The organism is Leisingera sp. CC-HEC096, assembly GCF_059429235.1.
The window spans coordinates 2,538,322-2,561,520 of sequence record NZ_JCAIJS010000001.1 but is presented as its reverse complement, the minus strand read 5'-3'; the positions used below and the strand labels follow the sequence as shown (position 1 = coordinate 2,561,520).

17 protein-coding genes are annotated in these 23,199 nt (G+C 63.9%); 13 read left to right on the top strand and 4 right to left on the bottom strand.

The genetic code is table 11. The features are described from left to right. Window positions 1-42: 42 nt before the first annotated feature. The 3 genes from glnT (at window position 43) to folD (ending at window position 4,347) form a co-directional block, all read left to right on the top strand. Complete coding sequence (gene glnT / locus AC5STI_RS12335; protein WP_475047880.1) at window positions 43-1,374, top strand: type III glutamate--ammonia ligase; 1,332 nt, start codon at window positions 43-45, stop codon at window positions 1,372-1,374. Between the two features lie 287 nt (window positions 1,375-1,661). Next, window positions 1,662-3,338: a formate--tetrahydrofolate ligase gene (locus tag AC5STI_RS12330; protein WP_495446481.1), complete on the top strand. Its 1,677-nt coding sequence runs from the start codon at window positions 1,662-1,664 to the stop codon at window positions 3,336-3,338. A 106-nt stretch (window positions 3,339-3,444) separates the two neighbouring features. Then, window positions 3,445-4,347 carry a bifunctional methylenetetrahydrofolate dehydrogenase/methenyltetrahydrofolate cyclohydrolase FolD gene (folD, locus tag AC5STI_RS12325; protein ID WP_495446480.1) on the top strand — a complete coding sequence of 301 codons (903 nt, stop codon included), beginning with the start codon at window positions 3,445-3,447 and terminating at the stop codon, window positions 4,345-4,347. A 103-nt stretch (window positions 4,348-4,450) separates the two neighbouring features. On the opposite strand, the gene AC5STI_RS12320 is transcribed toward folD, so the two are convergent. Then, a complete protein-coding gene (locus AC5STI_RS12320) occupies window positions 4,451-5,485 on the bottom strand; it encodes an EamA family transporter (RefSeq protein WP_495446852.1) in 1,035 nt (344 codons plus the stop codon). Between AC5STI_RS12320 and AC5STI_RS12315 the strand changes: the two genes are divergently transcribed. Together AC5STI_RS12315 and AC5STI_RS12310 are read left to right on the top strand one after the other, a co-directional pair. Next, entirely contained in the window at window positions 5,475-7,844 is a 2,370-nt protein-coding gene (locus AC5STI_RS12315) for a trimethylamine N-oxide demethylase (RefSeq protein WP_495446851.1), read from the top strand. The genes AC5STI_RS12320 and AC5STI_RS12315 overlap by 11 nt on opposite strands. Before the next feature lie 29 nt (window positions 7,845-7,873). Then, window positions 7,874-8,290 (top strand): group II truncated hemoglobin, encoded by a 417-nt coding sequence (locus tag AC5STI_RS12310; protein ID WP_490400301.1) that lies wholly within the window; start codon window positions 7,874-7,876, stop codon window positions 8,288-8,290. Window positions 8,291-8,368: 78 nt separating this feature from the next. On the opposite strand, the gene AC5STI_RS12305 is transcribed toward AC5STI_RS12310, so the two are convergent. From AC5STI_RS12305 to AC5STI_RS12295, 3 genes are all read right to left on the bottom strand, one after another. Continuing rightward, window positions 8,369-9,631 (bottom strand): glycerate kinase type-2 family protein, encoded by a 1,263-nt coding sequence (locus AC5STI_RS12305; protein ID WP_495446850.1) that lies wholly within the window; start codon window positions 9,629-9,631, stop codon window positions 8,369-8,371. 79 nt (window positions 9,632-9,710) lie between these two features. Then, the gene (locus tag AC5STI_RS12300) at window positions 9,711-10,688 is read right to left on the bottom strand and encodes an HpcH/HpaI aldolase/citrate lyase family protein (RefSeq protein ID WP_495446849.1); all 978 of its coding nucleotides are present in this window, start codon (window positions 10,686-10,688) and stop codon (window positions 9,711-9,713) included. A gap of 187 nt (window positions 10,689-10,875) precedes the next feature. Beyond that, complete coding sequence (locus tag AC5STI_RS12295; RefSeq protein ID WP_490400307.1) at window positions 10,876-11,490, bottom strand: response regulator transcription factor; 615 nt, start codon at window positions 11,488-11,490, stop codon at window positions 10,876-10,878. Between the two features lie 296 nt (window positions 11,491-11,786). Here AC5STI_RS12295 and AC5STI_RS12290 point away from each other — a divergent pair, with 296 nt between their 5' ends. The 8 genes from AC5STI_RS12290 to AC5STI_RS12255 all read left to right on the top strand — a co-directional run bounded on the left by AC5STI_RS12290 (window position 11,787) and on the right by AC5STI_RS12255 (window position 23,199). Further along, the gene (locus AC5STI_RS12290) at window positions 11,787-13,037 is read left to right on the top strand and encodes a pyridoxal-phosphate-dependent aminotransferase family protein (RefSeq protein WP_495446848.1); all 1,251 of its coding nucleotides are present in this window, start codon (window positions 11,787-11,789) and stop codon (window positions 13,035-13,037) included. Window positions 13,038-13,070: 33 nt separating this feature from the next. Continuing rightward, entirely contained in the window at window positions 13,071-14,270 is a 1,200-nt protein-coding gene (locus AC5STI_RS12285; RefSeq protein WP_271908951.1) for a malate--CoA ligase subunit beta, read from the top strand. Beyond that, window positions 14,267-15,160 (top strand): succinate--CoA ligase subunit alpha, encoded by an 894-nt coding sequence (sucD, locus tag AC5STI_RS12280; protein WP_174149633.1) that lies wholly within the window; start codon window positions 14,267-14,269, stop codon window positions 15,158-15,160. Before AC5STI_RS12285 ends, sucD begins: the two co-directional genes overlap by 4 nt. Window positions 15,161-15,256: 96 nt before the next feature. Next, entirely contained in the window at window positions 15,257-16,228 is a 972-nt protein-coding gene (locus tag AC5STI_RS12275) for a 2-hydroxyacid dehydrogenase (RefSeq protein WP_490400305.1), read from the top strand. Then, complete coding sequence (locus AC5STI_RS12270) at window positions 16,228-18,888, top strand: phosphoenolpyruvate carboxylase (RefSeq protein ID WP_495446847.1); 2,661 nt, start codon at window positions 16,228-16,230, stop codon at window positions 18,886-18,888. Before AC5STI_RS12275 ends, AC5STI_RS12270 begins: the two co-directional genes overlap by 1 nt. Window positions 18,889-18,902: 14 nt before the next feature. Beyond that, complete coding sequence (gene glyA, locus AC5STI_RS12265) at window positions 18,903-20,186, top strand: serine hydroxymethyltransferase (protein WP_495446846.1); 1,284 nt, start codon at window positions 18,903-18,905, stop codon at window positions 20,184-20,186. 410 nt (window positions 20,187-20,596) lie between these two features. Continuing rightward, on the top strand, window positions 20,597-21,385 hold the full coding sequence (locus tag AC5STI_RS12260; RefSeq protein ID WP_490399931.1) for a DeoR/GlpR family DNA-binding transcription regulator: 789 nt from the start codon (window positions 20,597-20,599) through the stop codon (window positions 21,383-21,385). 137 nt (window positions 21,386-21,522) lie between these two features. Further along, window positions 21,523-23,199 carry a Na/Pi cotransporter family protein gene (locus AC5STI_RS12255; RefSeq protein WP_495446845.1) on the top strand — a complete coding sequence of 559 codons (1,677 nt, stop codon included), beginning with the start codon at window positions 21,523-21,525 and terminating at the stop codon, window positions 23,197-23,199.

Below are 23,199 nucleotides of genomic sequence, written 5' to 3'. Positions count from 1 at the left end.
CCCATTTCTGAAATACGTTCAACAGGGAAAGGAAGTAGGACCATGACGACAGATCTGGCTGCTTTCGCAAAAGAAAAAGGCGTCAAATACTTCATGATCTCCTTCACCGACTTGTTCGGTGGCCAGCGCGCCAAACTGGTGCCGGCGCAGGCGATCGCGGACATGCAGGAAGACGGGGCCGGCTTTGCCGGTTTTGCCACCTGGCTTGACCTGACGCCCGCACATCCGGACATGCTGGCGGTGCCGGATCCGTCCTCGGTGATCCAGCTGCCGTGGAAACCGGAGGTCGCCTGGGTGGCGGCTGACTGCGTCATGGAAGGCGAGGACGTGGCCCAGGCGCCGCGCAACGTGCTGCGCCGCCTGATCAAGGAGGCAGCAAGCGAGGGCCTGCACGTGAAGACCGGCATCGAGGCCGAGTTCTTCCTGCTGACCCCGGAAGGCGACGAGATCTCCGACCCCTTCGATACCGCCGAGAAGCCTTGCTATGACCAGCAGGCGGTGATGCGCCGCTATGACGTGGTGCGCGAGATCTGCGACTACATGCTGGACTTGGGCTGGGGCCCGTACCAGAACGACCACGAGGACGCCAACGGCCAGTTCGAAATGAACTGGGAGTTCGACGACGCGCTGTCGACTGCCGACAAGCACAGCTTCTTCAAGTTCATGACCAAGTCGGTGGCGGAGAAGCACGGCTACCGCGCGACCTTCATGCCGAAACCGGTCGAGGGCCTCACCGGCAACGGTTGCCACGCACACATCTCGGTTTGGGATGCGCCCGGCAAGGATTCCCGCACCAACGTCTTTGCCGCCGACAAGGGCGAAGGCCAGATTGCCGAACTGGGTCTGTCTGAGCAGGGCGGCTGGTTCCTGGGCGGCATCATGAAACACGCCTCGGCGCTGGCGGCGATCACCAACCCGACGGTGAACTCCTACAAGCGCATCAACGCGCCGCGCACCATGTCAGGTGCCACCTGGGCGCCGAATACCGTGACCTGGACCGGCAACAACCGCACTCATATGGTGCGCGTGCCCGGCCCGGGCCGGTTTGAACTGCGCCTGCCCGATGGCGCGGTGAACCCCTACCTGCTGCAGGCGGTGATCATTGCGGCAGGCCTTTCCGGCATCCGGTCCAAGGCCGATCCCGGCCCGCGCCACGACATCGACATGTACGCCGAGGGCCACACCATCACCGACGCGCCGAAGCTGCCGCTAAACATGCTGGATGCGCTGCGCTTCTACGACAAGGACGACGGTCTGAAGGCAATGATGGGCGAGGAATTCTCCGCCGCTTACCTGAAGATGAAAGAGCAGGAGTGGAACTCCTTCGTCAATCACTTCTCCCGCTGGGAGAAGGACAACACGCTGGACATCTGATTCCCCGCTCTGGCCTATTGGCCGGACATCTGCGGCCCGGGTTCTGCCCGGGCCCTTTTTATTTGCGGCAGCGCCTGCCGCATATGCGCCGCTTTCACCCGGGGTGAAATTCCGCCTGTTTCCGATTGGCGGCGGATCCACCGGAAACCTCCTGTTTTTCAGGGAAACCGGCTCAGGAAGGTGTTGACGCGCAGGAAAATAAATTGAGTAATAGGAATATATCTTGCCTCGCAATCAAATTCTGCTGCGGGGCGTGAACCGGAACGGATGGCAGCAGGGAGATGGCCATGAGCTACAAGAGTGACATTGAGATCGCGCGTGAGGCGCAGAAGAAGCCGATCCAGGAGATTGGTGCTAAGATCGGGATTTCCAGCGGCGATCTGCTCCCCTACGGCCACGACAAGGCGAAGGTGAGCCAGGCGTTCATCGACTCGGTGCAGTCCAAGGAAGACGGCAAGCTGATCCTGGTGACCGCGATCAACCCGACCCCGGCGGGCGAGGGCAAGACCACCACCACCGTGGGCCTGGGCGACGGCCTGAACCGGATCGGCAAAAACGCGATGATCTGTATCCGTGAAGCCTCGCTCGGCCCGAACTTCGGCATGAAGGGCGGCGCTGCAGGCGGCGGTTACGCGCAAGTTGTGCCGATGGAGGAGATGAACCTCCATTTCACCGGCGACTTCCACGCCATCACCTCGGCGCACTCGCTGCTCAGCGCGATGATCGACAACCACATCTACTGGGGCAACGAGTGCGAGATCGACGTGCGCCGCGTCGCCTGGCGCCGTGTGGTCGACATGAACGACCGCGCCCTGCGCCAGATCACCGCGTCCCTGGGCGGCGTGTCCAACGGCTTCCCGCGCGAAACCGGCTTTGACATCACCGTGGCCTCGGAAGTGATGGCGATCCTGTGCCTTGCGACCGACCTCAAGGACCTGGAAAAGCGCCTGGGCGACATCATCGTGGCCTACCGCCGCGACAAGACCCCGGTCTACTGCCGCGACATCAAGGCCGAAGGCGCGATGACCGTGCTCTTGAAGGACGCGATGCAGCCGAACCTGGTGCAGACCCTGGAAAACAACCCGGCCTTCGTGCACGGCGGCCCGTTTGCCAACATCGCGCACGGCTGCAACTCGGTCATTGCCACCAAGACCGCGCTGAAAGTGGCTGACTATGTCGTCACCGAGGCGGGCTTTGGCGCGGACCTGGGCGCCGAGAAGTTCATGAACATCAAGTGCCGCAAGGCAGGCATCGCGCCGTCCGCGGTTGTGCTGGTCGCCACCGTGCGCGCGATGAAGATGAACGGCGGCGTTGCCAAGGCGGATCTGGGTGCCGAGAACGTCGAGGCGGTGAACTCCGGCTGCGCCAACCTCGGCCGCCACATCGAGAACGTCAAATCCTTCGGCGTGCCGGTTGTGGTTGCGATCAACCACTTCGTGACCGACACCGATGCGGAAGTGGACGCCGTCAAAGCCTACTGCGCCTCCCACGGCGTCGAAGCGGTGCTGTCGCGCCACTGGGAGCTGGGCTCCGAGGGCTCCGCGCCGCTGGCCGAGAAGGTTGTCGAGATCGTCGACGCAGGCTCCGCCAACTTCTCGCCGATCTACCCGGACGAGATGCCGCTGTTCGAGAAGATCGAGACCATCGCCAAGCGCATCTACCGCGCCGACGAGGTGCTGGCGGACAACAAGATCCGCAACCAGCTGAAGGAATGGGAAGACGCGGGCTACGGCAACCTGCCGGTCTGCATGGCCAAGACCCAGTACTCCTTCTCCACCGACCCGTCCCTGCGCGGGGCGCCGGTGGGCCACTCGGTGCCGGTGCGCGAAGTGCGCCTCAGCGCCGGTGCCGGCTTCATCGTGGTGGTCTGCGGCGAGATCATGACGATGCCGGGCCTGCCGCGCAAACCGGCGGCGGAAACCATCTGCCTGAATGCGGACGGCCAGATCGAAGGCCTGTTCTAAGGCACCGCAAACGGAATGCAGCGGCCCGGGTGTCCCCGGGCCGCTGAAGCTTTGAGATGACGGGACCGGATCCGGGGCGGCGCCCCCGGCGGAAAGGAAGAGAGCAATGGCAGCAACAGTGATTGACGGCAAGGCCTTTGCGGCCAAGGTGCGCGGCCAGGTGGCGGAGCACGTGGCGCGGCTGAAAGAGGAGCATGGCATCACCCCCGGCCTGGCGGTGGTGCTGGTGGGCGAGGACCCGGCCTCCCAGGTCTATGTCCGCTCCAAGGGCAAGAGCACCGTCGAAGTGGGCATGAACTCGTTCGAGCACAAGCTGGACGCGGGCACCTCCGAGGCTGATCTGCTGGCGCTGATCGATCAGCTGAACAACGACGCGTCCGTGCATGGCATCCTGGTGCAGCTGCCGCTGCCGAAGCATCTGGACGAGGATCTGGTGATCAACTCGATCGCGCCGGAGAAGGACGTGGACGGCTTCCACATCTCCAACGTCGGCCTGCTGGGCACCGGCCAGAAGTCGATGGTGCCCTGCACGCCGCTGGGCTGCCTGATGATGCTGCGCGAGCACCATGGGAGCCTCTCGGGGATGGACGCGGTGGTGATCGGCCGCTCCAACATCGTCGGCAAGCCGATGGCGCAATTGCTGCTGGGCGACAGCTGCACCGTGACCATCGCGCATTCGCGCACCAAGGATCTGCCTGACGTGGTGCGCCGCGCCGATATCGTGGTGGCGGCCGTGGGCCGTCCGGAGATGGTGCCGGGCGACTGGATCAAGGAAGGCGCGACGGTGATCGACGTCGGCATCAACCGCATCGACGCGCCGGAGAAGGGCGAGGGTAAGACCCGTCTGGTGGGCGATGTGGACTACGCCTCTGCGGCTGAGCGCGCAGGCGCCATCACGCCGGTGCCCGGCGGCGTCGGCCCGATGACCATCGCGTGTTTGCTGGCGAACACCGTGACCGCCGCCTGCCGCGCCAACAACCTGGCCGAGCCGGAAGGCCTGACCGCCTGAAGCGCAGAACAGAAGCGGCTGAAAGCGATGCTCCCGCCGGACGCCTCCGGCGGGAGTATTTTTGGGAAAGTTGAGTAAGCAGCGAGTCGCCCGCGAAAGGGCCTCAGACACCCAGGTAGGCGATGCCGCCGAAGGTGGCAGCGACGCTGATCCATTGTGCGCGGGTCATGCTTTCGCGCAGCACCAGCCAGGCCAGAACCACGGTGACAAGGCCGAACAGCGAGGCGCTGACGGAGGCGAACTCGGGCCGGGGAAGGGTGCCTGAATAGATCACCAAGCCAAGTGCTGCGGCATCCAGCACGCCCATCACGCAGAGGAGCGGGAGGACCTGGCGGGGCGGGAGCTGCAGCGCGCGCAACAGGATTGCGAGGGCCGCCGCCAGCAGGATTGCGGCCGCGCGGGTGACGATCAGGACCGGCAGCTCTGCTCCGGCCTGGGTCGCGGCCTGGCCTGTTGCAAAGGTCAACGCAAAGCCGATTGCCGCCATCAGGCCCCATCCTGCAGTCTTCGGATTGAACGCGCCGCTCTCGTCTTCTGCTGAAAAGACCGCTATGCATCCCACACCGCCAACCACGGCGGCAACTGCCAGCCAGTGACCTGGCCCGACCGGCTGCCCATGCAGCATTGCCAAGCCAAGCGACAGCACCGGATAGGCGCCGATCAGCGGCGCTGCCAGCTTGACCGGTCCAAGTGCAAAGGCACGGTACAGCGCGTAAGACCCAAGCGCATAGATGGCGCCGGAGAGCCCGGCGAGTTTGGCTGCCGGCAAGGTCATCGCCGGCCAGTCCGCCAGTGCCAGGCCTGCAGCAGCCATCAGAATCGCACCCGTTGCAAACACTGTCAGCATGGCCGGCAGAATGCCGGTCCGCTGCGAGATAAACCGGACGCACAGGTCGTGGATCCCCCAGGCAAGGGCTGCCGCGAGGCCAAGAAGCAGCGAGTGCATGGCGGTTATCCTTTCGTTTGCGGCATTCACCCCCAGGAAAATGCCGCATCCCGGGCATCTACCGTTTTTCCGCAGAAAATCAACATGTTTGTTGATTAGAGTGGAGGAAGGCAATATTCTTTTCAATAAATAAATATTCCGACCATGCAATTTTCGGCCGGAGTCCAACAGGAGATGCGCGATGAATGACATGAGCTTCCCTGAGGTTGTCAAAGGGCCGCCAAAGCCCTCTGGGCTGTATCAGCCGTCGGTGTTTTCGCTGCCCAAGGGAACTGAGCGATACGTGGTCGAGGGCTGCGGCGCGATCCTGATCCGCGTGGAAACAGGCGACCGGGTGACGGTGATCAATGACGAGGGCGGGCAGCCCTGCGAGATCGTTGCGGCAGAGGACAAGGGCCGCATTGATTCCGGGATCATTGGCGCGGCCCCCAATAGCGATGCAAGCGGACTGAAGGCGCTGCTGACCTCCTCCGACCAGTCCTTGCGCGGGTTGCGCATGGGGATGGAGGCGCGCGGCATCGATCTGGCGCAGGGGGGGGCGGTGCGGTTCTTTAACAGCACAACGCCTGCCAAGACGGAAGAAAGCTTTACCGCGCAGCGCGACGGGGTGATGATCATTGCGGCGCCAGGCGGGATCATGGATTTTGAGAAGCAGGACACTGCAACGTCCCTGACCGTCATGGTCAAGCGGGCGGTGATCAAGCAGGTGGCGCGGTTCGAGCTGCCGGATCCGCTGGCCGATCCTGTCAGCGAAGTGCGGGTGCACAGCGCCACTGCGGAGAGCTATTTCGTGAAGGCGGGCGACTACATCCAGATCATTGACGTGGACGGGCGCCAGTGCACCGATTTCCAGTGTTTTGCCGCCCGCAAGCTGGACAAGGGGATTGAGCATGCGCTGGACGTGACCACCACCCGGACACTGATGGGCCATGCCTATCCGATGCCGGGGCTGCATGCGAAGTACTATGATCAGGAAATGCTGCCGCTGGTCGAGGTGGTGCAGGACACCGTGGGCCGGCATGATGCCTTTGCCCTGGCCTGTGCGGCGAAATACTACGACGACATCGGCTATCCTGGCCATGTGAACTGCTCGGACAATTTCAATGCGACACTGGCCCAGCATGGGGTGACACCGCGTGCGGGCTGGATGGCGATCAACTTCTTCTTCAACACCGGGCTCGATGATCACGGCGTGATGTACGCCGATGAGCCCTGGACCCGGCCCGGCGATTACGTGCTGCTGCGGGCGCTGACCGATCTGGTCTGTGTCAGCTCGGCCTGCCCGGATGACACCAGCGCCGCCAATGGCTGGAAACCCACTGATATTCACGTCCGCACCTACAGCGGGCAAGAGACCTTCAAGCGGGCGATCGCGTTCCGCGCGACCCCTGAATCGGAGCCCAAGATGACCAAGGAAACCGGTTTCCACGACCGCCTCAGCAAGCTGACCCGCAATTTCGTCGAATATAACGGGTTTTGGCTGGCTAACTGCTATGCCGAGTCCGGGCCGCTGGAGGAATACTGGGCCTGCCGCGAGAAATGCGTGGTGCTGGACCTTTCAGCCCTTCGCAAGTTTGAGATCACCGGGCCCGATGCCGAGGCGCTGTGCCAGTATATCTTTACCCGCAACATCAAAAAGCTTGCAGTGGGGCAGGTGGTCTACACCGCGATGTGCTACCCGCATGGCGGCATGATCGACGACGGCACCGTGTTCCGCCTGGGCAAGGATAACTTCCGCTGGATCGGCGGCTCGGATTACGGCGGGGAATGGATCCGCGAGCAGGCCGAGAAGCTGGGGCTGAACGTGCTGATCCGGTCCTCCACCGACATGCAGCACAATATCGCGGTGCAAGGTCCCGAAAGCCGGGATCTGCTGAAGAAGATCGTCTGGACGATGCCGCATAACCCCGAGCTGGAGGAACTGGGGTGGTTCCGCTTCACCCCTGCGCGGATCGGCGGCGAACATGGTGTGCCGGTGGTGGTATCGCGCACCGGCTATACCGGTGAACTGGGGTATGAAATTTTCTGCCACCCGAAACATGCCAGCGAAGTCTTTGATGCGGTCTGGGAGGCTGGTCAGGATCACGGCATCCGACCGATGGGGCTGGAGGCGCTGGATATGGTGCGGATCGAGGCCGGGCTGATCTTCGCGGGCTATGACTTCTCTGACCAGACCGACCCATTTGAAGCCGGCATCGGGTTCACCGTTCCGCTGAAGTCCAAAGAGGATGATTTCATCGGCCGCGACGCGCTGATCCGGCGCAAGACTACCCCTGCGCGCAAGCTGGTGGGGCTGGATATCGACTCTGCGATCGATGTGGGTCATGGCGATTGTGTCCACATCGGTCGCGCGCAGATCGGCGAGGTGACCTCGTCCATGCGTTCGCCGCTCCTAGGCAAGAACATCGCGCTGGCGCGGGTGGATGTGTCCTGTTCGGAGGCCGGAACCGAGGTGGAAATCGGTAAACTTGACGGGCATCAAAAACGGCTGCCGGCCAAGATTGTACCCTTTGCGCATTACGACCCCAAGAAGACCCGGCCTCAATCCTGAGGCCGGCCGCTCTGGGGCAGGGAGGTTAAATGGTTCAGAAGCTGATAGAGCAGATCGGCGGCGAAGGCGCGCTGCGTGCGCTGGTCGAACGGTTCTACGACATAGTCGAGGAAACAGAGACCGGCGCGCAGATTGTTAAGCTGCACAAGCGGGGGCATGGCATGGACCATGCCCGGATTGAACAGTTTAACTTCCTGTCCGGCTTCATGGGCGGGCGCCGCTACTACGAGGAAAAGCACGGGCATATGGACGTGAAACTGATGCACGCCCATGTGCCAATCACCGAAGAAGACGCTGAGAACTGGCTCAAGTGCATGGACCAGGCGCTGGCCGAGCTCAAGCTGGAGGGGCCGCATGTGGAGCGGTTGCGCCAGGTGTTCCGGCGGGTGGCCTTGATGCTGGTGAACGACCTGGCCGAATGGGGCGAGAAGCGCGTGCCTGCCTGAGCGCGGCGCCTGTGGCGGCCGAGGTCGCCTCCGGCGGGAGTATTTCAGGAAAGATGAAAAGCTGGAGCGGCCTGGATGTTAGCTGGGGCGCCTGAGGAGGACCTGCACGTCGGCCACGTTGGTGCCAGTGCCGCCGGTGATCAGCAGCGCGTCTGCGGCCTTGAGAGCTGCATAACTGTCATTGTTGGCGAGCAGTGCATCCGGGTCCTGGCCCGCAGCCTTGATAGCCTCCCAGGTTGCGGGGGTGGCGATGCCGCCTGCTGCATCCGTGGGGCCATCGCGCCCGTCAGTGCCGCCGGAGAGAAACAGCCAGTCGCCGCTAAGGCGTTCCGCACCCAGTTTGGCGACACGCAGGGCCAGTTCCTGATTGCGGCCGCCAAGGCCGGTGCCGGTAAGCTGGACCGTGGTCTCGCCGCCGAAAATCAGCGCGACGGGTTTGTCCTGCGGGGCGGCTGACGCGGCCGAAACAACAGTTTCCGCGGCCTCTGACACGTCGCCAACCAGCCGGTGGGAGACCAGCTTACAGGTCCAGTCCTCTGCCGCTGCGGCCATCATCGCCTTGAGGCTGTGGCGATTTGAACCGATCAAAGTGTTGGTGGCCGGGTGCTGGATTTCCCGGACGTCTTCAGTGGTGTTAAGAAGGGTTTTGACCGCTTCCGGGGCACTTTCCCAGATACCTGCACGCTGCAGGATCTCCCGTGCCTGAGCACGGGTGCCGATCGGCGACACGGTGGGGCCGGAGGCAATGGCGCGCAGGTCGTCGCCGATTACGTCTGAAAGGATGAAAGCCTGAACCTGAGCGGGGGCTGCATGGCGCAGCAGGCCGCCGCCCTTGATGTCCGACAGCTGCTGGCGGATCAGGTTCATTTCGTTGATCTCAAGCCCTGAGGCGAGCAGCAGCTTGTTCACCGCGGCCTTGTCCGCAAGCGTCAGGCCGGGGGCGGGGGCCACCATCAGGGCAGAGCCGCCGCCGGAAATCAGCGCGATCAGCCGGTCATCCGGGCCAAGGGAGCGCGCCAGTTCAATGGCAGCTTGACCAGCGGCGGCACTGGTCTCATCCGGCACCGGATGGGCGCCGCAGATCACCGTGGCGCCGGGAATTTCCGTGTAGTTCTCTGGGTTTGTGATCGCCAAAGCCTGGTCTGCATCCGGGATCGCCGCCAGCGCTTCGCGCATCATCGGGATGGCAGCCTTGCCGACAGCCAGCAGCACATTCCTGCCGCCTTCGGGGAGCGGGGGGAGCGGGGCGGACGCCAGCTGTGCACGCAGGGCCTTGGCAGGGTCTGCCCGGTCGACAGCGGCCTGAAACAGGGCCTTGGCGGTGGTCAGCAATCCGGTCATCTGCATCTCCTGGCATAGCGGCGCACAGCCGCCCCAGCCGAAACCGGGACGGCGTAAGGTCTTGAAACCGAACGGCGGCTTAGTTGCCGGCGATCTGCTTGGCTTTTTCCACCAGCACTTCTGCCTGACGGATCGAGGCGTAGTCAATCAGGCGGCCGTCCAGCGACACCGCGCCTTTGCCGGCCGCTTCTGCTTCGGCCATGGCTTCCAGGATGCGGTGCGCCTTGGTGATTTCCGCGTCCGACGGCGACATCACCTCGTTGGCCAGTTCGATCTGGCTGGGGTGGATGGCCCATTTGCCTTCGCAGCCCAGAACCGCGGCGCGTTTGGCGGCAGCCTTGTAGCCTTCTTTGTCCTGGAAATCGCCGAACGGGCCGTCGATCGGGCGCAAGCCGTTGGCGCGGGCGGCAACCACCATGCGGGCCAGGGCATAGTGCCACATGTCGCCCCAATGCACGTCGCGCGATCCGTCCGCGGACGGGTCGGTCAGCACCGAGTAATCCGGGTTCACACCGCCGATGATGGTGGTACGGGCGCGGGTCGAGGCGGCGTAGTCGGCGACGCCGAAATGCAGCGATTCATTGCGCTTGGAGGCTGCGGCAATTTCACTCACGTTCTGCATGCCAAGCGCGGTCTCGATGATGTGCTCAAAGCCGATCCGCTTCTTGTAGCCTTTCGCGTCTTCGATCTGGGTGACCAGCATGTCGACGGCGTAAACGTCTGCCGCAGTGCCCACCTTGGGGACCATGATCAGGTCGAGGCGTTCGCCTGCCTGTTCAACCACATCGACGACATCGCGGTACATGTAGTGGGTGTCGAGGCCGTTGATTCGCACCGACATGGATTTGTTGCCCCAGTCGATGTCGTTCAGGGCCTCGATGATGTTCTTGCGGGCCTGGTCTTTTTCGTCCGGTGCAACCGCGTCTTCGAGATCCAGGAAGATCACGTCGACGTCGGATTTTGCAGCTTTTTCAAACATCTGAGGCTGGGATCCGGGGATTGCCAGCTCGCTGCGGTTCAGGCGGCCAGGGGCCTGTTCGATGGTATGAAACGACATGGGTGCGCTCCTCATTCGCAATGGGGTTTCGTCCTCTCCTCCCTAGGCATTCCCCATCAGAGTGTTTCCTGTCAAGAAAAAAGATTTCATTTAAATACATTCGCGCGGGAGCGCGCCCGCGCGTCGCGCCCTCGCGTGCGTACGCGTAAGCGCACACGCGTGCGAGGCGCGGGGCGGCAATCGGGGGTCACTCCTCCACGCTGAAATCGCCTTTGGCGGCGCGGTTGGCGTAGTAGAACGCAATCGCCTGGGCGCGGTTCTTGACCGAGAGTTTTTCGTAGAGGTTCGACAGGTGGAATTTCACCGTGTTGGTCGAGATCCCCAGCTCCTTGCTGAGCTCCTTGTTGGTGAGCCCCTTCGACAGCGCCTCCAGCATCGTGCGTTCGCGGCGCGACAGCTGCTCAATCGGATCGGTCTGCAGGCCGCGAACGTCGAGGAAGGGAAAAACCATCTTGCCCTCGGCCACGGCAAGGCAAGTGTCGAGCAGCCCGTCGACCGCGCTGGAGCGGGGCGCGAAGCCAGCCGCGCCCGCGCTCATCGCCTTGCGCGGCACGTCGCCGCCTTCGTCGGCATAGACGACCAGCCGCGGCGCGTTGGCCTGGTCGCGCAGCACCTCGATCAGCTTGGCGCCGCCGAGCGCGGGCAGGTTCCAGTCGATGATCCCGACCTGAACCGGCACCCGCATCACCGTTCCGAGGAAGCCTTCGGCGGTTGCTGAGGTGGCGACGAGCGAGAATCGCGGGTCCTTGTCGAAGATCTCGGACATGGCTGACAGCACCAGCGGATTTGCGTCAGCAAGCATGACCGAAATCGGGGAAACTTTGTCGCTTATAGGAGCCATTTGGTGCCCTTTTGTTAAAAACCACCCAAATGGGTAGGGTCGAATTCGGTATGCAACGGTATTTTTACCTGTATGGGTAGGTTTTTTACCGCCCATTTAGATACCCAAAAGCAGGATATAGGAATGTTGCGGGTTTTGTCGACCTGGGTTTTCCTTAGGTTAACAGATGTTGACCGACAGGAAACAAACCTTCCCACAGCGAAGAAGGCCCGTAACCTCCGGCGCATCGGCAACGGACACCAAAGAGGTTTGACCCGATGACAGAACCCACGATCTTCCCCAGCCTGGAAATCCCGGAAACCCTGGCCGCCGGCCCTGGCCCGGGCAACACCGACCCCCGCGTGCTGCAGGCCTTTGCCAACACCGGTCTGGCCGACCACATGCAGGCGGACGTGCTGCGCGGCATGATCGAGTGCAAGCAGATGCTGCGGGATGTCTGGGGCACCAAGAACACCTACACCTTCGGAGTTGCCGGCACCGGCTGGAGCGGCCTGGACTGCATGATGAACGCAATCCTGCCGGGCGACACCGTTGTCGCCTTTGTGAACGGCACCTTCTCGGGCATTGACGGCCTGACCATCCGGATGCGCGCTTCGACGCGTGAGGAGCTGGCGGCAAACGCACTGGACCCGCAGCCTGCTTCGGTGACCATTGTCGAAGTCCCGCACGGTCAGTCGGTCACCGGTGAGATCGTCGAAAAGGCTCTGGCCGAGCACAAGCCGAAATGGGCCTTCATGGCGCATTGGGAAACCGGTTCGGGCCGTATCAACGATCTGAAAGGCTTTAACGATGCCTGCGTCAAGCACGATGCGATGGGTCTTATCGACGCCGTCAGCTCGCTTGGGATCGAGGATTTCTCGATTGACGATTACCCGGGTGTCGTCGGCTGGGCCTCCTGCCCGCAGAAGGGCGTGCTGTGCCTGCCGCTGACCTATGCGCCGGTCAGCTTCACCGACCGTTACATCAATGAGCTGAAGACCAATGGCAGCTACTCCTGGGTGCACAACGCCATCATGGAAGGCCGCCACTGGGGCATCATCGACGGGCAGGATGCCGAGGCCGGCACCTATCACCGGACCCATTCGGCCTATGCCGTTGCGGCGTTCCACGAGGCCCTGCGGATCAACCTGCAGCACGGCCGCGCCCAAAAGGCGCAGGACTATGCCTTCCACGAAAAGGCGCTGCGCGATGCCGTTGCGCTGATGGGCTGCGAGGTGACATCGAACATGACCAGCCTTGTTGTCCTGAACCTGCCGGGCGCGCTGGCCGGGCGCGAAAAGGAACTGGTTCAGTCCTGCCGTTCCCAGGGGTTCGGTATCTGGCCGACCCTGTCGGAGCCGGTGCAGGTCCGGATCGGCATCCTGAACCTGGCGAACCGCGGGGCGATTACCGATATCGTGACCCGTTTCGGTCAGGCCATGCAGCACATGGGCGCGAACGTCGACATGGCGGCCGTCACAGCCCTGCTCGACAAGCATTACGCACCGGAACTGGAACCGGCTGAGTAATAGAATTCCGGCATCCATGAGAAGGAGAGGACCATGGATATCCACGAGTATCAGGCCAAGGAAGTTCTGAGCAACTTCGGCGTGACCGTTCCCCCGGGCGCGCTGGCCTACAGCCCCGAGCAGGCGGCCTACCGCGCGCGGGAACTGGGAGGCGACAAATGGATCGTCAAGGCCCAGGTTCACGCAGGCGGCCGCGGCAAGGCGGGCGGCGTCAAGCTGTGCAATTCCGAAGCCGAGATTTATGAGGCGACCGAGAACCTGTTCGGCAAAAAGCTGGTGACCCACCAGACCGGCCCCGAGGGCAAAGGCATCTACCGTGTCTATGTCGAAGGTGCGGTGCCGATTGCCCGCGAGATTTACCTGGGCTTTGTGCTGGACCGGTCCAGCCAGCGGGTGATGATCGTTGCCTCGTCCGAGGGCGGCATGGAGATTGAGGAGATCTCTGCCGAGCGGCCCGAGTCGATCGTGCGCTCGACTGTCGAGCCGGCCGTCGGCCTGCAGGACTTCCAGGCGCGCGAGATTGCGTTTGCCCTGGGCATCGAACCGGCGATGACGCAGCAAATGGTGCGCACGCTTAAGGGCTGCTACCAGGCGTTCTCGGAACTGGACGCCACCATGGTTGAGATCAACCCGCTGGTGGTCACTTCGGACAACCGGGTCATCGCGCTGGACGCCAAGATGACCTTTGACGACAACGCCTTATTCCGCCACCCGCAGATCGCTGAGCTGCGCGACAAGAGCCAGGAAGACCCGCGCGAAGCCCGCGCCGCCGACCGCGGCCTGTCTTATGTCGGGCTCGAGGGCAACATCGGCTGCATCGTGAACGGCGCAGGCCTGGCGATGGCGACCATGGACACCATCAAGCTGGCCGGGGGCGAGCCCGCCAACTTCCTGGACATCGGCGGCGGCGCAACCCCGGAACGGGTCGCCAAGGCGTTCCGCCTGGTGATGTCCGACAGCAATGTGCAGGCGGTTCTGGTCAACATTTTTGCTGGTATCAACCGTTGCGACTGGGTTGCCGAAGGTGTCGTACAGGCGCTGAAGGAAGTGCAGGTCGACGTGCCCGTGGTGGTCCGCCTTGCCGGCACAAACGTGGAGGAAGGCCAGAAGATCCTGGCCCAGTCCGGCCTGCCGCTGATCCGTGCAACCTCGCTGATGGAAGCCGCCGAAAGGGCCGTCGGCGCGTGGAAAAACGACCTTGATCAAAACACTCGTGTGAGGGCCGTCAAATGAGCATCCTTCTTGATCGCGAAAGCCGTGTCATCGTCCAGGGCATCACCGGCAAGATCGCCCGGTTCCACACCAAGGACATGATCGAATACGGAACCAACGTCGTCGGCGGCGTGGTGCCGGGCAAGGGCGGCGAGACCGTCGAGGGCGTGCCGGTCTTCAACACCGTGAAAGAAGCGGTTGAGGCCACAGGCGCCAATGCCTCGCTGGTGTTTGTGCCGCCGCCGTTTGCAGCCGACTCCATCATGGAAGCGGCGGATGCGGGCATCCACTACTGCGTCTGCATCACCGACGGCATCCCGGCCCAGGACATGATCCGGGTGAAGCGCTACATGTACCGCTATCCCAAGGAAAAGCGGATGATCCTGACCGGCCCCAACTGCGCGGGCACCATCTCGCCGGGCAAGGCACTGCTGGGCATCATGCCGGGCCACATCTACCTGCCGGGCACCGTGGGCATCATCGGCCGTTCGGGCACCCTGGGGTATGAGGCCGCGGCGCAGCTGAAAGAGCTGGGCCTTGGTGTCTCGACCTCGGTCGGCATCGGCGGCGACCCGATCAACGGCTCCTCCTTCAAGGACATCCTTGAGTGGTTCGAGAAGGATCCGGAAACCGAGGTCATCGCGATGATCGGTGAAATCGGCGGCCCGCAGGAAGCGGAAGCGGCGGATTACATCAAGAACCACGTGACCAAGCCGGTTGTGGCCTATGTCGCGGGCCTGACCGCCCCCAAGGGCCGCACCATGGGCCACGCGGGCGCGATCATCTCGGCCTTCGGCGAGAGCGCCTCCGAGAAGGTGGAGATCCTGTCGGCGGCCGGCGTGACCGTTGCCGAAAACCCCGCAGTGATCGGCGAAACCATCGCAAGCGTGATGAAAAAGAACGCCGCCTGATCCGGTAACGGAACAGGCGCAACGCTCCACCCTTGGCCCGGGGCAATGGCAGGGGGTGGAGCGCATTACTAAGAAGCACGTCAGGGAGATGACATCATGGCAAAGCCCAAGGTTCTGGTGACCCGCCGCTGGCCGGCCGCAGTTGAGGCGCAGCTTTCCGAAGCCTTCGATGCCGTGCTGAACACAGGTGACAAACCGCTGAGCGAGTGCGAGCTGCGCGAGGCGATGAAGTCCTTTGATGCGGTGCTGCCGACTGTAACCGACAAGATTTCGGCTGAGGCATTCGACATTGCCAAACCCCAGGCCCGCATCCTGGCCAACTACGGTGTCGGCTATTCCCATATTGATATGCACAGCGCCGCAGGCCACGGCATGACGGTGACCAACACCCCGGATGTGCTCAGCGAATGCACCGCAGACATCGCGATGACGCTGTTGTTGATGGTGGCCCGCCGCGCCAGCGAGGGCGAGCGCGAGCTGCGCGCCGGTGAGTGGACCGGCTGGCGGCCGACCCATCTGGTCGGCACCAAGGTCTCCGGCAAGACGCTGGGCATTGTCGGCTTTGGCCGCATCGGCCAGGAAATGGCCCGCCGCGCGCATCATGGCTTTGGTATGAAGATCGTGGTGCAGAACCGCTCCCGCGTCTCCCCCGATGTCCTGGCCCGCTACAACGCCACGCAGGCCGACAGCCTGGAAGACCTGATGCCGCAGTGCGACTTCGTCTCGCTGCACTGCCCGGGCGGCGCCGCCAACCGGCATCTGATCAACACCCGGATGCTCAACCTGATGAAGCCGGACGCCTTCCTTATTAATACAGCCCGCGGCGAAGTGATCGACGAGCTGGCCCTGTCCCGCGCCCTGTGGTTCGAAACAATCGGCGGCGCCGGACTGGATGTGTTCGACGGCGAGCCGCGCATCAATCCGGACCTGATGGACTGCGACAACCTGGTGATGCTGCCGCACCTGGGCAGCGCCACCCGCGAGGCGCGCGAGGCGATGGGCTTCCGCGTGCTCGACAATCTGACCGACTTTTTCGCAGGGCGCGAGCCGCGCGACCGGGTGATGTGATGGGAGACCCTGCCGAAACCACCCACGCCGGCGTCGAAGACACCGGCTATGCCGCCGAACTTCGCAATGAACTCCACGCCCTGTGGCTGGATGTCCTGCGCCAGCGCGCGCCGGAAGTGGCACAGAAGGCCATGGGGGAAACTGCATGGGACCTGTCCGGCGATCAGCCGGCCACTCCTTATCTGCAGGCCTTCAATATCTGGTTCCAGCTGCTGAAGATCGTCGAGGAAAACGCCGCCATGCGCGACCGCCGCATGGCCGAAACCCAGGACGGCCCGGAAGTGGTCGAAGGCAGTTTTGCCCGCGCCCTGGACCTGGCCGGAGAACTGGCCACGCCCGAACGGCTGCAGGAGGTCGCCAGCCAGTTTTCCATCGGCCCGACCCTGACCGCGCACCCGACAGAGGCCAAGCGCGTCACCATCCTGGAAATCCACCGCCGCATCTACCGCGGACTGGTGTCGCTGGAGGCCAAGCGCTGGACCCCGCGCGAGCGTGCGGGTCTGCTGGAGGACCTGCGCTCGGAGATCGACCTTCTGTGGATGACCGGTGAACTCCGCCGCGACCGTCCCAGCTTGCAAGACGAAATCCAATGGGGCCTGCAATTCTTCCGCGACAGCCTGTACGAAGCTGTGCCGCAACTGTTTGAACGCTACATCGCCGCCGCGGAGCCGCGGCTGGGCAACAGTGCTGATGCGCCCTGTCTCAAGTTCCATTCCTGGATTGGCGGTGACCGCGACGGCAACCCAAATGTCACGGTAGAGGCCACGGCGGCGGCGCTGACCGCAAACCGTGCGGCGATCCTGAAACGCTACCAAAAGGCGCTGACCACCGCGGCGGAGCGGATTTCGATTTCGGCAGCGGTGTTTGCCTTGCCTGACAGTGCCTCTGCCCGGCTGGCAAAGGTCATTGCCGCGGCCCCCGGTACTGCGGCGCTGTCTGCCCGCAACCCCGGCGAGGTCTTCCGCCAGGCGCTGACCGCAATCCTGGTGCGGATCAGGGCCACGGCTGCAGAGGAAACCGGCGCCTATAAGCACTTGGGTGATTTCGTCACCGACCTGACAGATGTGGAAGAGGCGCTTGAGGAAATCGGCGCGCACCGGCTGGCGGCCCGCTATGTGCGCCCGATCCGCTGGCAGGCCGATGTCTTCGGCTTCCGCACGGTGACGCTGGACGTCCGCCAGAACTCTACCGTGACCACCGAAACGCTGACCGAAATCTGGGCGCGCTCGGGCGAGGTGCCGGAGTTCGGCAGCCCGGACTGGTCGGCGCGTCTGCGCAAGGAGCTGGGCAGCGCCTCGCTTCCTTATATGACACCGGATGAGCTGAGCCCGCAAAGCGGCGAGCTGCTGAAGCTGCTGCGCCTGATGCGCGACGCCGGCGCCGGGGAAGATCCGCAGGCGATGGGCCCCTTCATCCTGTCGATGACACGCTCCACCGATGATCTCCTGGGCGTCTACCTGCTGGCGCGCTACGCAGGCTTCGGCGCGGAAAAAGCGGCTTTGAAAGTTGTGCCGCTGTTTGAAACCATCGGCGACCTGCGGGCTGCACCCAGCATCCTGAACGGCCTGCTGGACGTGCCCTTTGCCCGCCGCTCGCTGAAATCCGGCGACAACCGGATCGAGGTGATGCTGGGTTATTCCGACAGCAACAAGGATGGCGGCTTCCTCTGCTCCACCTGGGAACTGGAGAAAGCACAGCGTCTGATTACCCGCACCCTGGCAGCCCACCGGATGAAGCCCGTGTTTTTCCACGGCCGCGGCGGCTCGGTCTCCCGCGGCGGCGCCCCGGCTGAGCGCGCCATTGCCGCCCAGCCTGCAGGCACCATCGCAGGCCGGATGCGGATCACCGAGCAGGGCGAGGTGGTCAGCTCCAAATACGCCAACCGCGGCACCGCGCTGCACCAGCTGGAGCTGATGGCCTCCTCCGTGCTGCGCCATTCGCTGCAGGAAGACACCCCGCCGGTAAATCCGGAGCATGATGACGCCTTCGAGGCGCTGGCCGGCATGTCCCAGGCGGCCTATTCCAACCTGCTGAACGCGCCGGGATTCCTGGACTATTTCCAGCAGGCCAGCCCAGTGGAAGAACTGGCAATGCTCAAGATCGGCTCGCGTCCCGCCCGCCGCTTCGGTGCCGGCTCGCTGGACGATCTGCGCGCGATCCCCTGGGTTTTTGCCTGGTCGCAGAACCGCCACATGATCACCGGCTGGTACGGTTTCGGTTCCGCGGTCGCCAGCTTCCGCAAGTTCCGCGGCCGCCGCGGCGAGACGGTGCTGCAGGATATGTTCAGCAATTCGCCGCTGTTCCGCCTGGTGGTGGATGAGGTGGAAAAGACCCTGCTGCAAAGCGATATGGAAATCGCTGCCAATTATGCGACGCTGGTGCAGGACGCGGAAATCCGCGAGCGCATCTTTGACGCCATCCGCAAGGAATACCAGCTGGCCCGCGAGGCCATCCTGTTCCTGACCGGAGACAGCAGCCTCGCCAGCCGTTTTCCGCGCCTGCGCACCCGCTTCGGCCGGGTCGAGACCATGCTGCGCGAAATCCACAAAACCCAGGTGCGCCTCCTGCGGGAAGAGCGCGCCCGGAAATCCACTACAGTGCCGGTCCCGCTGATGCAGTCGATGAACTGCGTCGCGGCGGGCCTCGGCTGGACAGGATAGACAGGAGCCCCGGAATGTCCAAAGACCTCTTTTTCACCCAATCCCTCGCCGAGCGCGATCCTGAGCTTTATGCCTCGATCACCGCGGAACTGGGCCGCCAGCGCGACGAGATCGAGCTGATCGCCTCGGAGAACATCGTCTCCGCCGCGGTGATGGAAGCGCAAGGCTCGGTGCTGACCAACAAATACGCGGAAGGCTACCCGGGACGCCGCTACTACGGCGGCTGCCAGTATGTCGACGTCGCCGAAAACCTGGCCATCGACCGCGCCAAGCAGCTCTTTGGCTGCGAATTCGCCAACGTGCAGCCGAACTCCGGCTCGCAGGCCAACCAGGGCGTGTTCCAGGCGCTGCTGAAGCCCGGCGACACCATCCTCGGCATGGATCTGGCCTCCGGCGGCCACCTGACCCATGGCGCGGCGCCGAACCAGTCGGGCAAGTGGTTCAACGCGGTGCATTACGGCGTGCGCCAAAGCGACAACCTGATCGATTACGACCAGATCCAGGCGCTCGCGACCGAGCACCAGCCGAAGCTGATCATCGCCGGCGGCTCCGCCATCCCGCGCCAGATCGACTTTGCCAAGTTCCGCGAAATCGCCGACAGCGTCGGCGCCTACTTCATGGTCGACATGGCCCATATCGCGGGCCTGATCGCGGCCGGTGAGCACCCCTCGCCGTTCCCGCATGCGCATGTGGCCACCACCACCACCCACAAGACCCTGCGCGGGCCGCGCGGCGGCATGATCGTGACCAATGACGAGGCCATCGCCAAGAAGGTGAACTCGGCGATCTTCCCCGGCATCCAGGGCGGCCCGCTGATGCATGTGATCGCAGGCAAGGCGGCGGCCTTCGGCGAGGCGCTGAAGCCGGAATTCAAGGCTTACCAGAAGCAGGTGCGGGCCAACGCGGCGGCGCTGGCGGATCAGCTGATCCAGGGCGGGCTGGACATCGTGACCGGCGGCACCGACACCCACGTGATGCTGGTCGACCTGCGTCCCAAGGGCGTGACCGGCAACATCGCCGACAAGGCGCTGGGGCGGGCCCATATCACCACCAACAAGAACGGCATCCCGTTCGACCCGGAAAAGCCCACTGTGACCTCCGGCCTGCGCCTCGGGACCCCGGCCGGCACCACCCGCGGCTTCGGCGAGGCGGAGTTCCGCCAGATCGCCGACCTGATCATCGAGGTGATCGACGGGCTGGCCGCCAACGGTGAGGAAGGCAACGCCGATGTGGAGGCCTCGGTGCGCGCCAAGGTCGCGGAGCTCTGCGCCAGGTTCCCGCTGTACCCGAACCTGTAAGCCCTTATGGGGACTGAGAAACCGAACCGCCGCGGCCCAGCAGCCGCGGCGGTTTTCTGTTGGCAGCAAAGGAAGTTCTCCCGCGCCCCGCCGGAGCATTCCGGATGCCCTTGCGGGCATCCCGGATGCACCGGCACGGGCCTTGGGCCCGGCAGCGCCCCTTGCAGGGGCGCTGCCCGCGCCGTGCGGCAAGCACGGCGCCAGGCCCAACGCTTTCGGGACGGCCGCAGGCAGGCCGGAAAGGGGCGGGAGTGTCTAACGGCTGGGCGGGCGGCAGGCTTGCTTAGGTGAAATCTCAGCGAAATGGCCAGAAAGTCCAAAAATTTGTGGGAAACTGTGGGTTTATGTTGTAATGCGGCGCCAAGCGATGCCTAATCGCATCAAGATCGCAGTTGCAAACAGGTTCCCTCTTGCCGGACTCTCTTTCCCTTTCCCACCGCGAACTGGAGCTTGTCGACGCATTGCGCCGCCTGGGCGGTTCAGCCCGCAGTGCGGAACTTGCCAGAATGCTCGATGTCTCTGAGGAGACCGTGCGCCGCACCATAAAGGCGCTGGACAAGGCAGGTGCGGTGCAGCGTGTGCATGGCGGCGCCTTCCTGGCGGGGCCGCAAAGCGCCACAAGCTTCGCCCGGCGCATCTCCGAACACCAGAAGGAAAAGGCACAGATTGCAGCCCGGGTCGCCGCGCATGTCCGCGATGGCATGGCGCTGTTTCTGGATGTTGGGTCCACCACCGCCTTCGCCGCCGAGGAGCTGCGGCAGAAATCCAGCCTGACCGTTGTGACCAATTCCATCGGGGCGGCGCAGACGCTGGCAAACCACAATGGCAACCGGGTGCATTTTCTGGGCGGCGAACTGCAAAGCAATGAGCGCGGCACCTTTGGCTTTGTCACCGAACAGCAGGTGCGCCGCTTCGCGCTGGATCTGGCCATCCTGTCGGCGGACGGCTTCTCCGCAAAGCAGGGGATCCTTTACCACAGCGCAGCTGAGGCGCAGCTTGCGCGAGTCGTCGCGGAGTGCACCGAGCAGCTCGCCGTCGTCATCGCCCACCCCAAGTTCGACGAAACCGCGCCGCATTGCGGCCCGTCGCCGCGCCGGATCGACTTTCTGTTCACCGACCGGGCGCCGGGCAAGAAGCTGGCTGCTGCGCTGTCCGGCTGGGGGGTGAAGACCGAGATTGCGCCCGGAAAAAGCGGGTGAGCGAACTGGCTGCTGCGGAGGCCGTATCCCGGGGCTTTGCCTCTCCCCGGTTGCCCCTGCAGACCGGCTGTGCTGATACAGCGTCAATTATCATACGAACAACACCTCCTTGCCGGGAGGGGTAACCGGAGCCTGATATGGCGATACTGACCTTCCTTCTGAGCCTCGCGGGCGCCACGATGCTGCTGCTGTATGCGGTGCGTATGGTGCGGACGGGCATCGAGCGCAGCTATGGCGCCTCATTCCAGCGGCTGCTGACCGGGCGGCAGAGCCACCTGCAGGCGGGCCTGATGGGGCTGATCCTGGCAATTGTGCTGCAAAGCTCGGCGGCAGTGGCGCTGCTCACGTCCGGTTTTGCCGCCAGCGGCTATCTGGCCTTTCCGACCGGGCTCGCGATCGTGCTGGGCGGTGATCTGGGGTCGGCGCTGATCATTCAGATCCTGTCGTTCAAGCTCGACTGGCTGGTGCCGGTGCTGCTGGCTGTCGGCGGCTACCTGTTCGTCAAGACTGAGGCCAAGAAGGCCCGCCAGCTGGGGCGGATCCTGATGGGAGTGGCCTTCATCCTGATATCGCTCAGGTTTCTGCGCGAGGCGATGGATCCGATCCGCGACAGCGCCTTCTTGCCCGCTATCGCAGGCTACCTGGCACGCGACTATATCACCGCCTTCCTGGTCGGCGGCGCGCTGGCCTTTGTGATGCATTCCTCTGTCGCGGCGATCCTGATGTGCGTGACGCTGGTGCAGATTGGTGCCATCCCCTTTGCCGCGGGGCTGTCGCTGGTGCTGGGGGCGAATTTCGGCTCCGCCTTCATCCCGGTCTGGCTTAGCCGCGGTATGGATCTGAAGGCACGGCGCATTCCCTATGCCAACCTCGCTCTGCGCGGAACCTGGGCGGTGATCTGCCTGTTCGGCGCCAATCTGGCGCTGCGCCAGGGCTGGCTTGGCGATCCCCAGGGCGGCCAGATGCTGGTCAGCGCCCATCTGGCCTTCAACGCCGCGCTCCTGCTGCTGGCACTGCCGGTCTGCACGCCGCTTGGCGGCGTCTTTACCCGGCTGTTCCCGGATCCGGCGGCGCCTCAGACGCAGCCGCCGGGCCGGCCGGTCAGCGCGCTGGAGCAGGGCAGCTACGGCTCGCCGGCGCAAGCCGTGGCCAACCTTACGCGTGAACTGTTGCGGATGTCCGACCAGGTCAACGCCATGTTCCGCCCGGTGCTGGAGCTGTACCAGGCAGGCACCAAGGAGCAGATCCGCGCGGTGCAGCAGATGGACGTTGAGGTCAACGCCTGCCTGTCAGGCATCCGCCAGTATGTGGCCGCGGTCCCGGAGGAGGCGTTCAGCGAGGAGCAGCTGAAGACGGCCCGCAGCCTGATGGAATACGCCATCCGCCTGGAGACCGCCGGCGACGTGGTGGCCCGCCGCCTGACGGTGCTGGCCGGCGAGATGCGTAAAAAGGATCTGCGGTTCTCCCGCGATGGCTGGCTGGAGATCACCCGTATGCATGAGGCGATCCTGGCCAATATGCAGCTGGCCTCCAACGTGCTGATTTCCGATGATCTGGAAAGCGCCCGGCTGTTGAGCCTGGAAAAGACCGAGCTGAAACGGATGGAGCGCGACAGCCGTAAACGCCACCTGCGGCGGTTGCAGAACGGCGCCCGCGACAGCTTTGACACGTCGGACATCCACTTGGAGACGTTAAGAGCGTTACGCGAATTCAACAGCCACATCGCGGCGGTGGCCTATCCCGTGCTCTACCGCAACGGCCAGTTGCTGGAGACCCGGCTGATTGAGGAAATGAGGCCGGAAGAAACCGACTAA

Coding starts and splice junctions, on each gene's coding strand:
- AC5STI_RS12285 (WP_271908951.1), top strand. CDS start 13,071: ATGGATATCCACGAGTATCAGGCCAAGGAAGTTCTGAGCAACTTCGGC.
- AC5STI_RS12290 (WP_495446848.1), top strand. CDS start 11,787: ATGACAGAACCCACGATCTTCCCCAGCCTGGAAATCCCGGAAACCCTG.
- AC5STI_RS12275 (WP_490400305.1), top strand. CDS start 15,257: ATGGCAAAGCCCAAGGTTCTGGTGACCCGCCGCTGGCCGGCCGCAGTT.
- AC5STI_RS12255 (WP_495446845.1), top strand. CDS start 21,523: ATGGCGATACTGACCTTCCTTCTGAGCCTCGCGGGCGCCACGATGCTG.
- AC5STI_RS12310 (WP_490400301.1), top strand. CDS start 7,874: ATGGTTCAGAAGCTGATAGAGCAGATCGGCGGCGAAGGCGCGCTGCGT.
- glnT (WP_475047880.1), top strand. CDS start 43: ATGACGACAGATCTGGCTGCTTTCGCAAAAGAAAAAGGCGTCAAATAC.
- AC5STI_RS12305 (WP_495446850.1), bottom strand. CDS start 9,631: ATGACCGGATTGCTGACCACCGCCAAGGCCCTGTTTCAGGCCGCTGTC.
- AC5STI_RS12270 (WP_495446847.1), top strand. CDS start 16,228: ATGGGAGACCCTGCCGAAACCACCCACGCCGGCGTCGAAGACACCGGC.
- sucD (WP_174149633.1), top strand. CDS start 14,267: ATGAGCATCCTTCTTGATCGCGAAAGCCGTGTCATCGTCCAGGGCATC.
- AC5STI_RS12295 (WP_490400307.1), bottom strand. CDS start 11,490: ATGCTTGCTGACGCAAATCCGCTGGTGCTGTCAGCCATGTCCGAGATC.
- folD (WP_495446480.1), top strand. CDS start 3,445: ATGGCAGCAACAGTGATTGACGGCAAGGCCTTTGCGGCCAAGGTGCGC.
- AC5STI_RS12320 (WP_495446852.1), bottom strand. CDS start 5,485: ATGTCATTCATCGCGCATCTCCTGTTGGACTCCGGCCGAAAATTGCAT.
- AC5STI_RS12315 (WP_495446851.1), top strand. CDS start 5,475: ATGAATGACATGAGCTTCCCTGAGGTTGTCAAAGGGCCGCCAAAGCCC.
- glyA (WP_495446846.1), top strand. CDS start 18,903: ATGTCCAAAGACCTCTTTTTCACCCAATCCCTCGCCGAGCGCGATCCT.
- AC5STI_RS12300 (WP_495446849.1), bottom strand. CDS start 10,688: ATGTCGTTTCATACCATCGAACAGGCCCCTGGCCGCCTGAACCGCAGC.
- AC5STI_RS12330 (WP_495446481.1), top strand. CDS start 1,662: ATGAGCTACAAGAGTGACATTGAGATCGCGCGTGAGGCGCAGAAGAAG.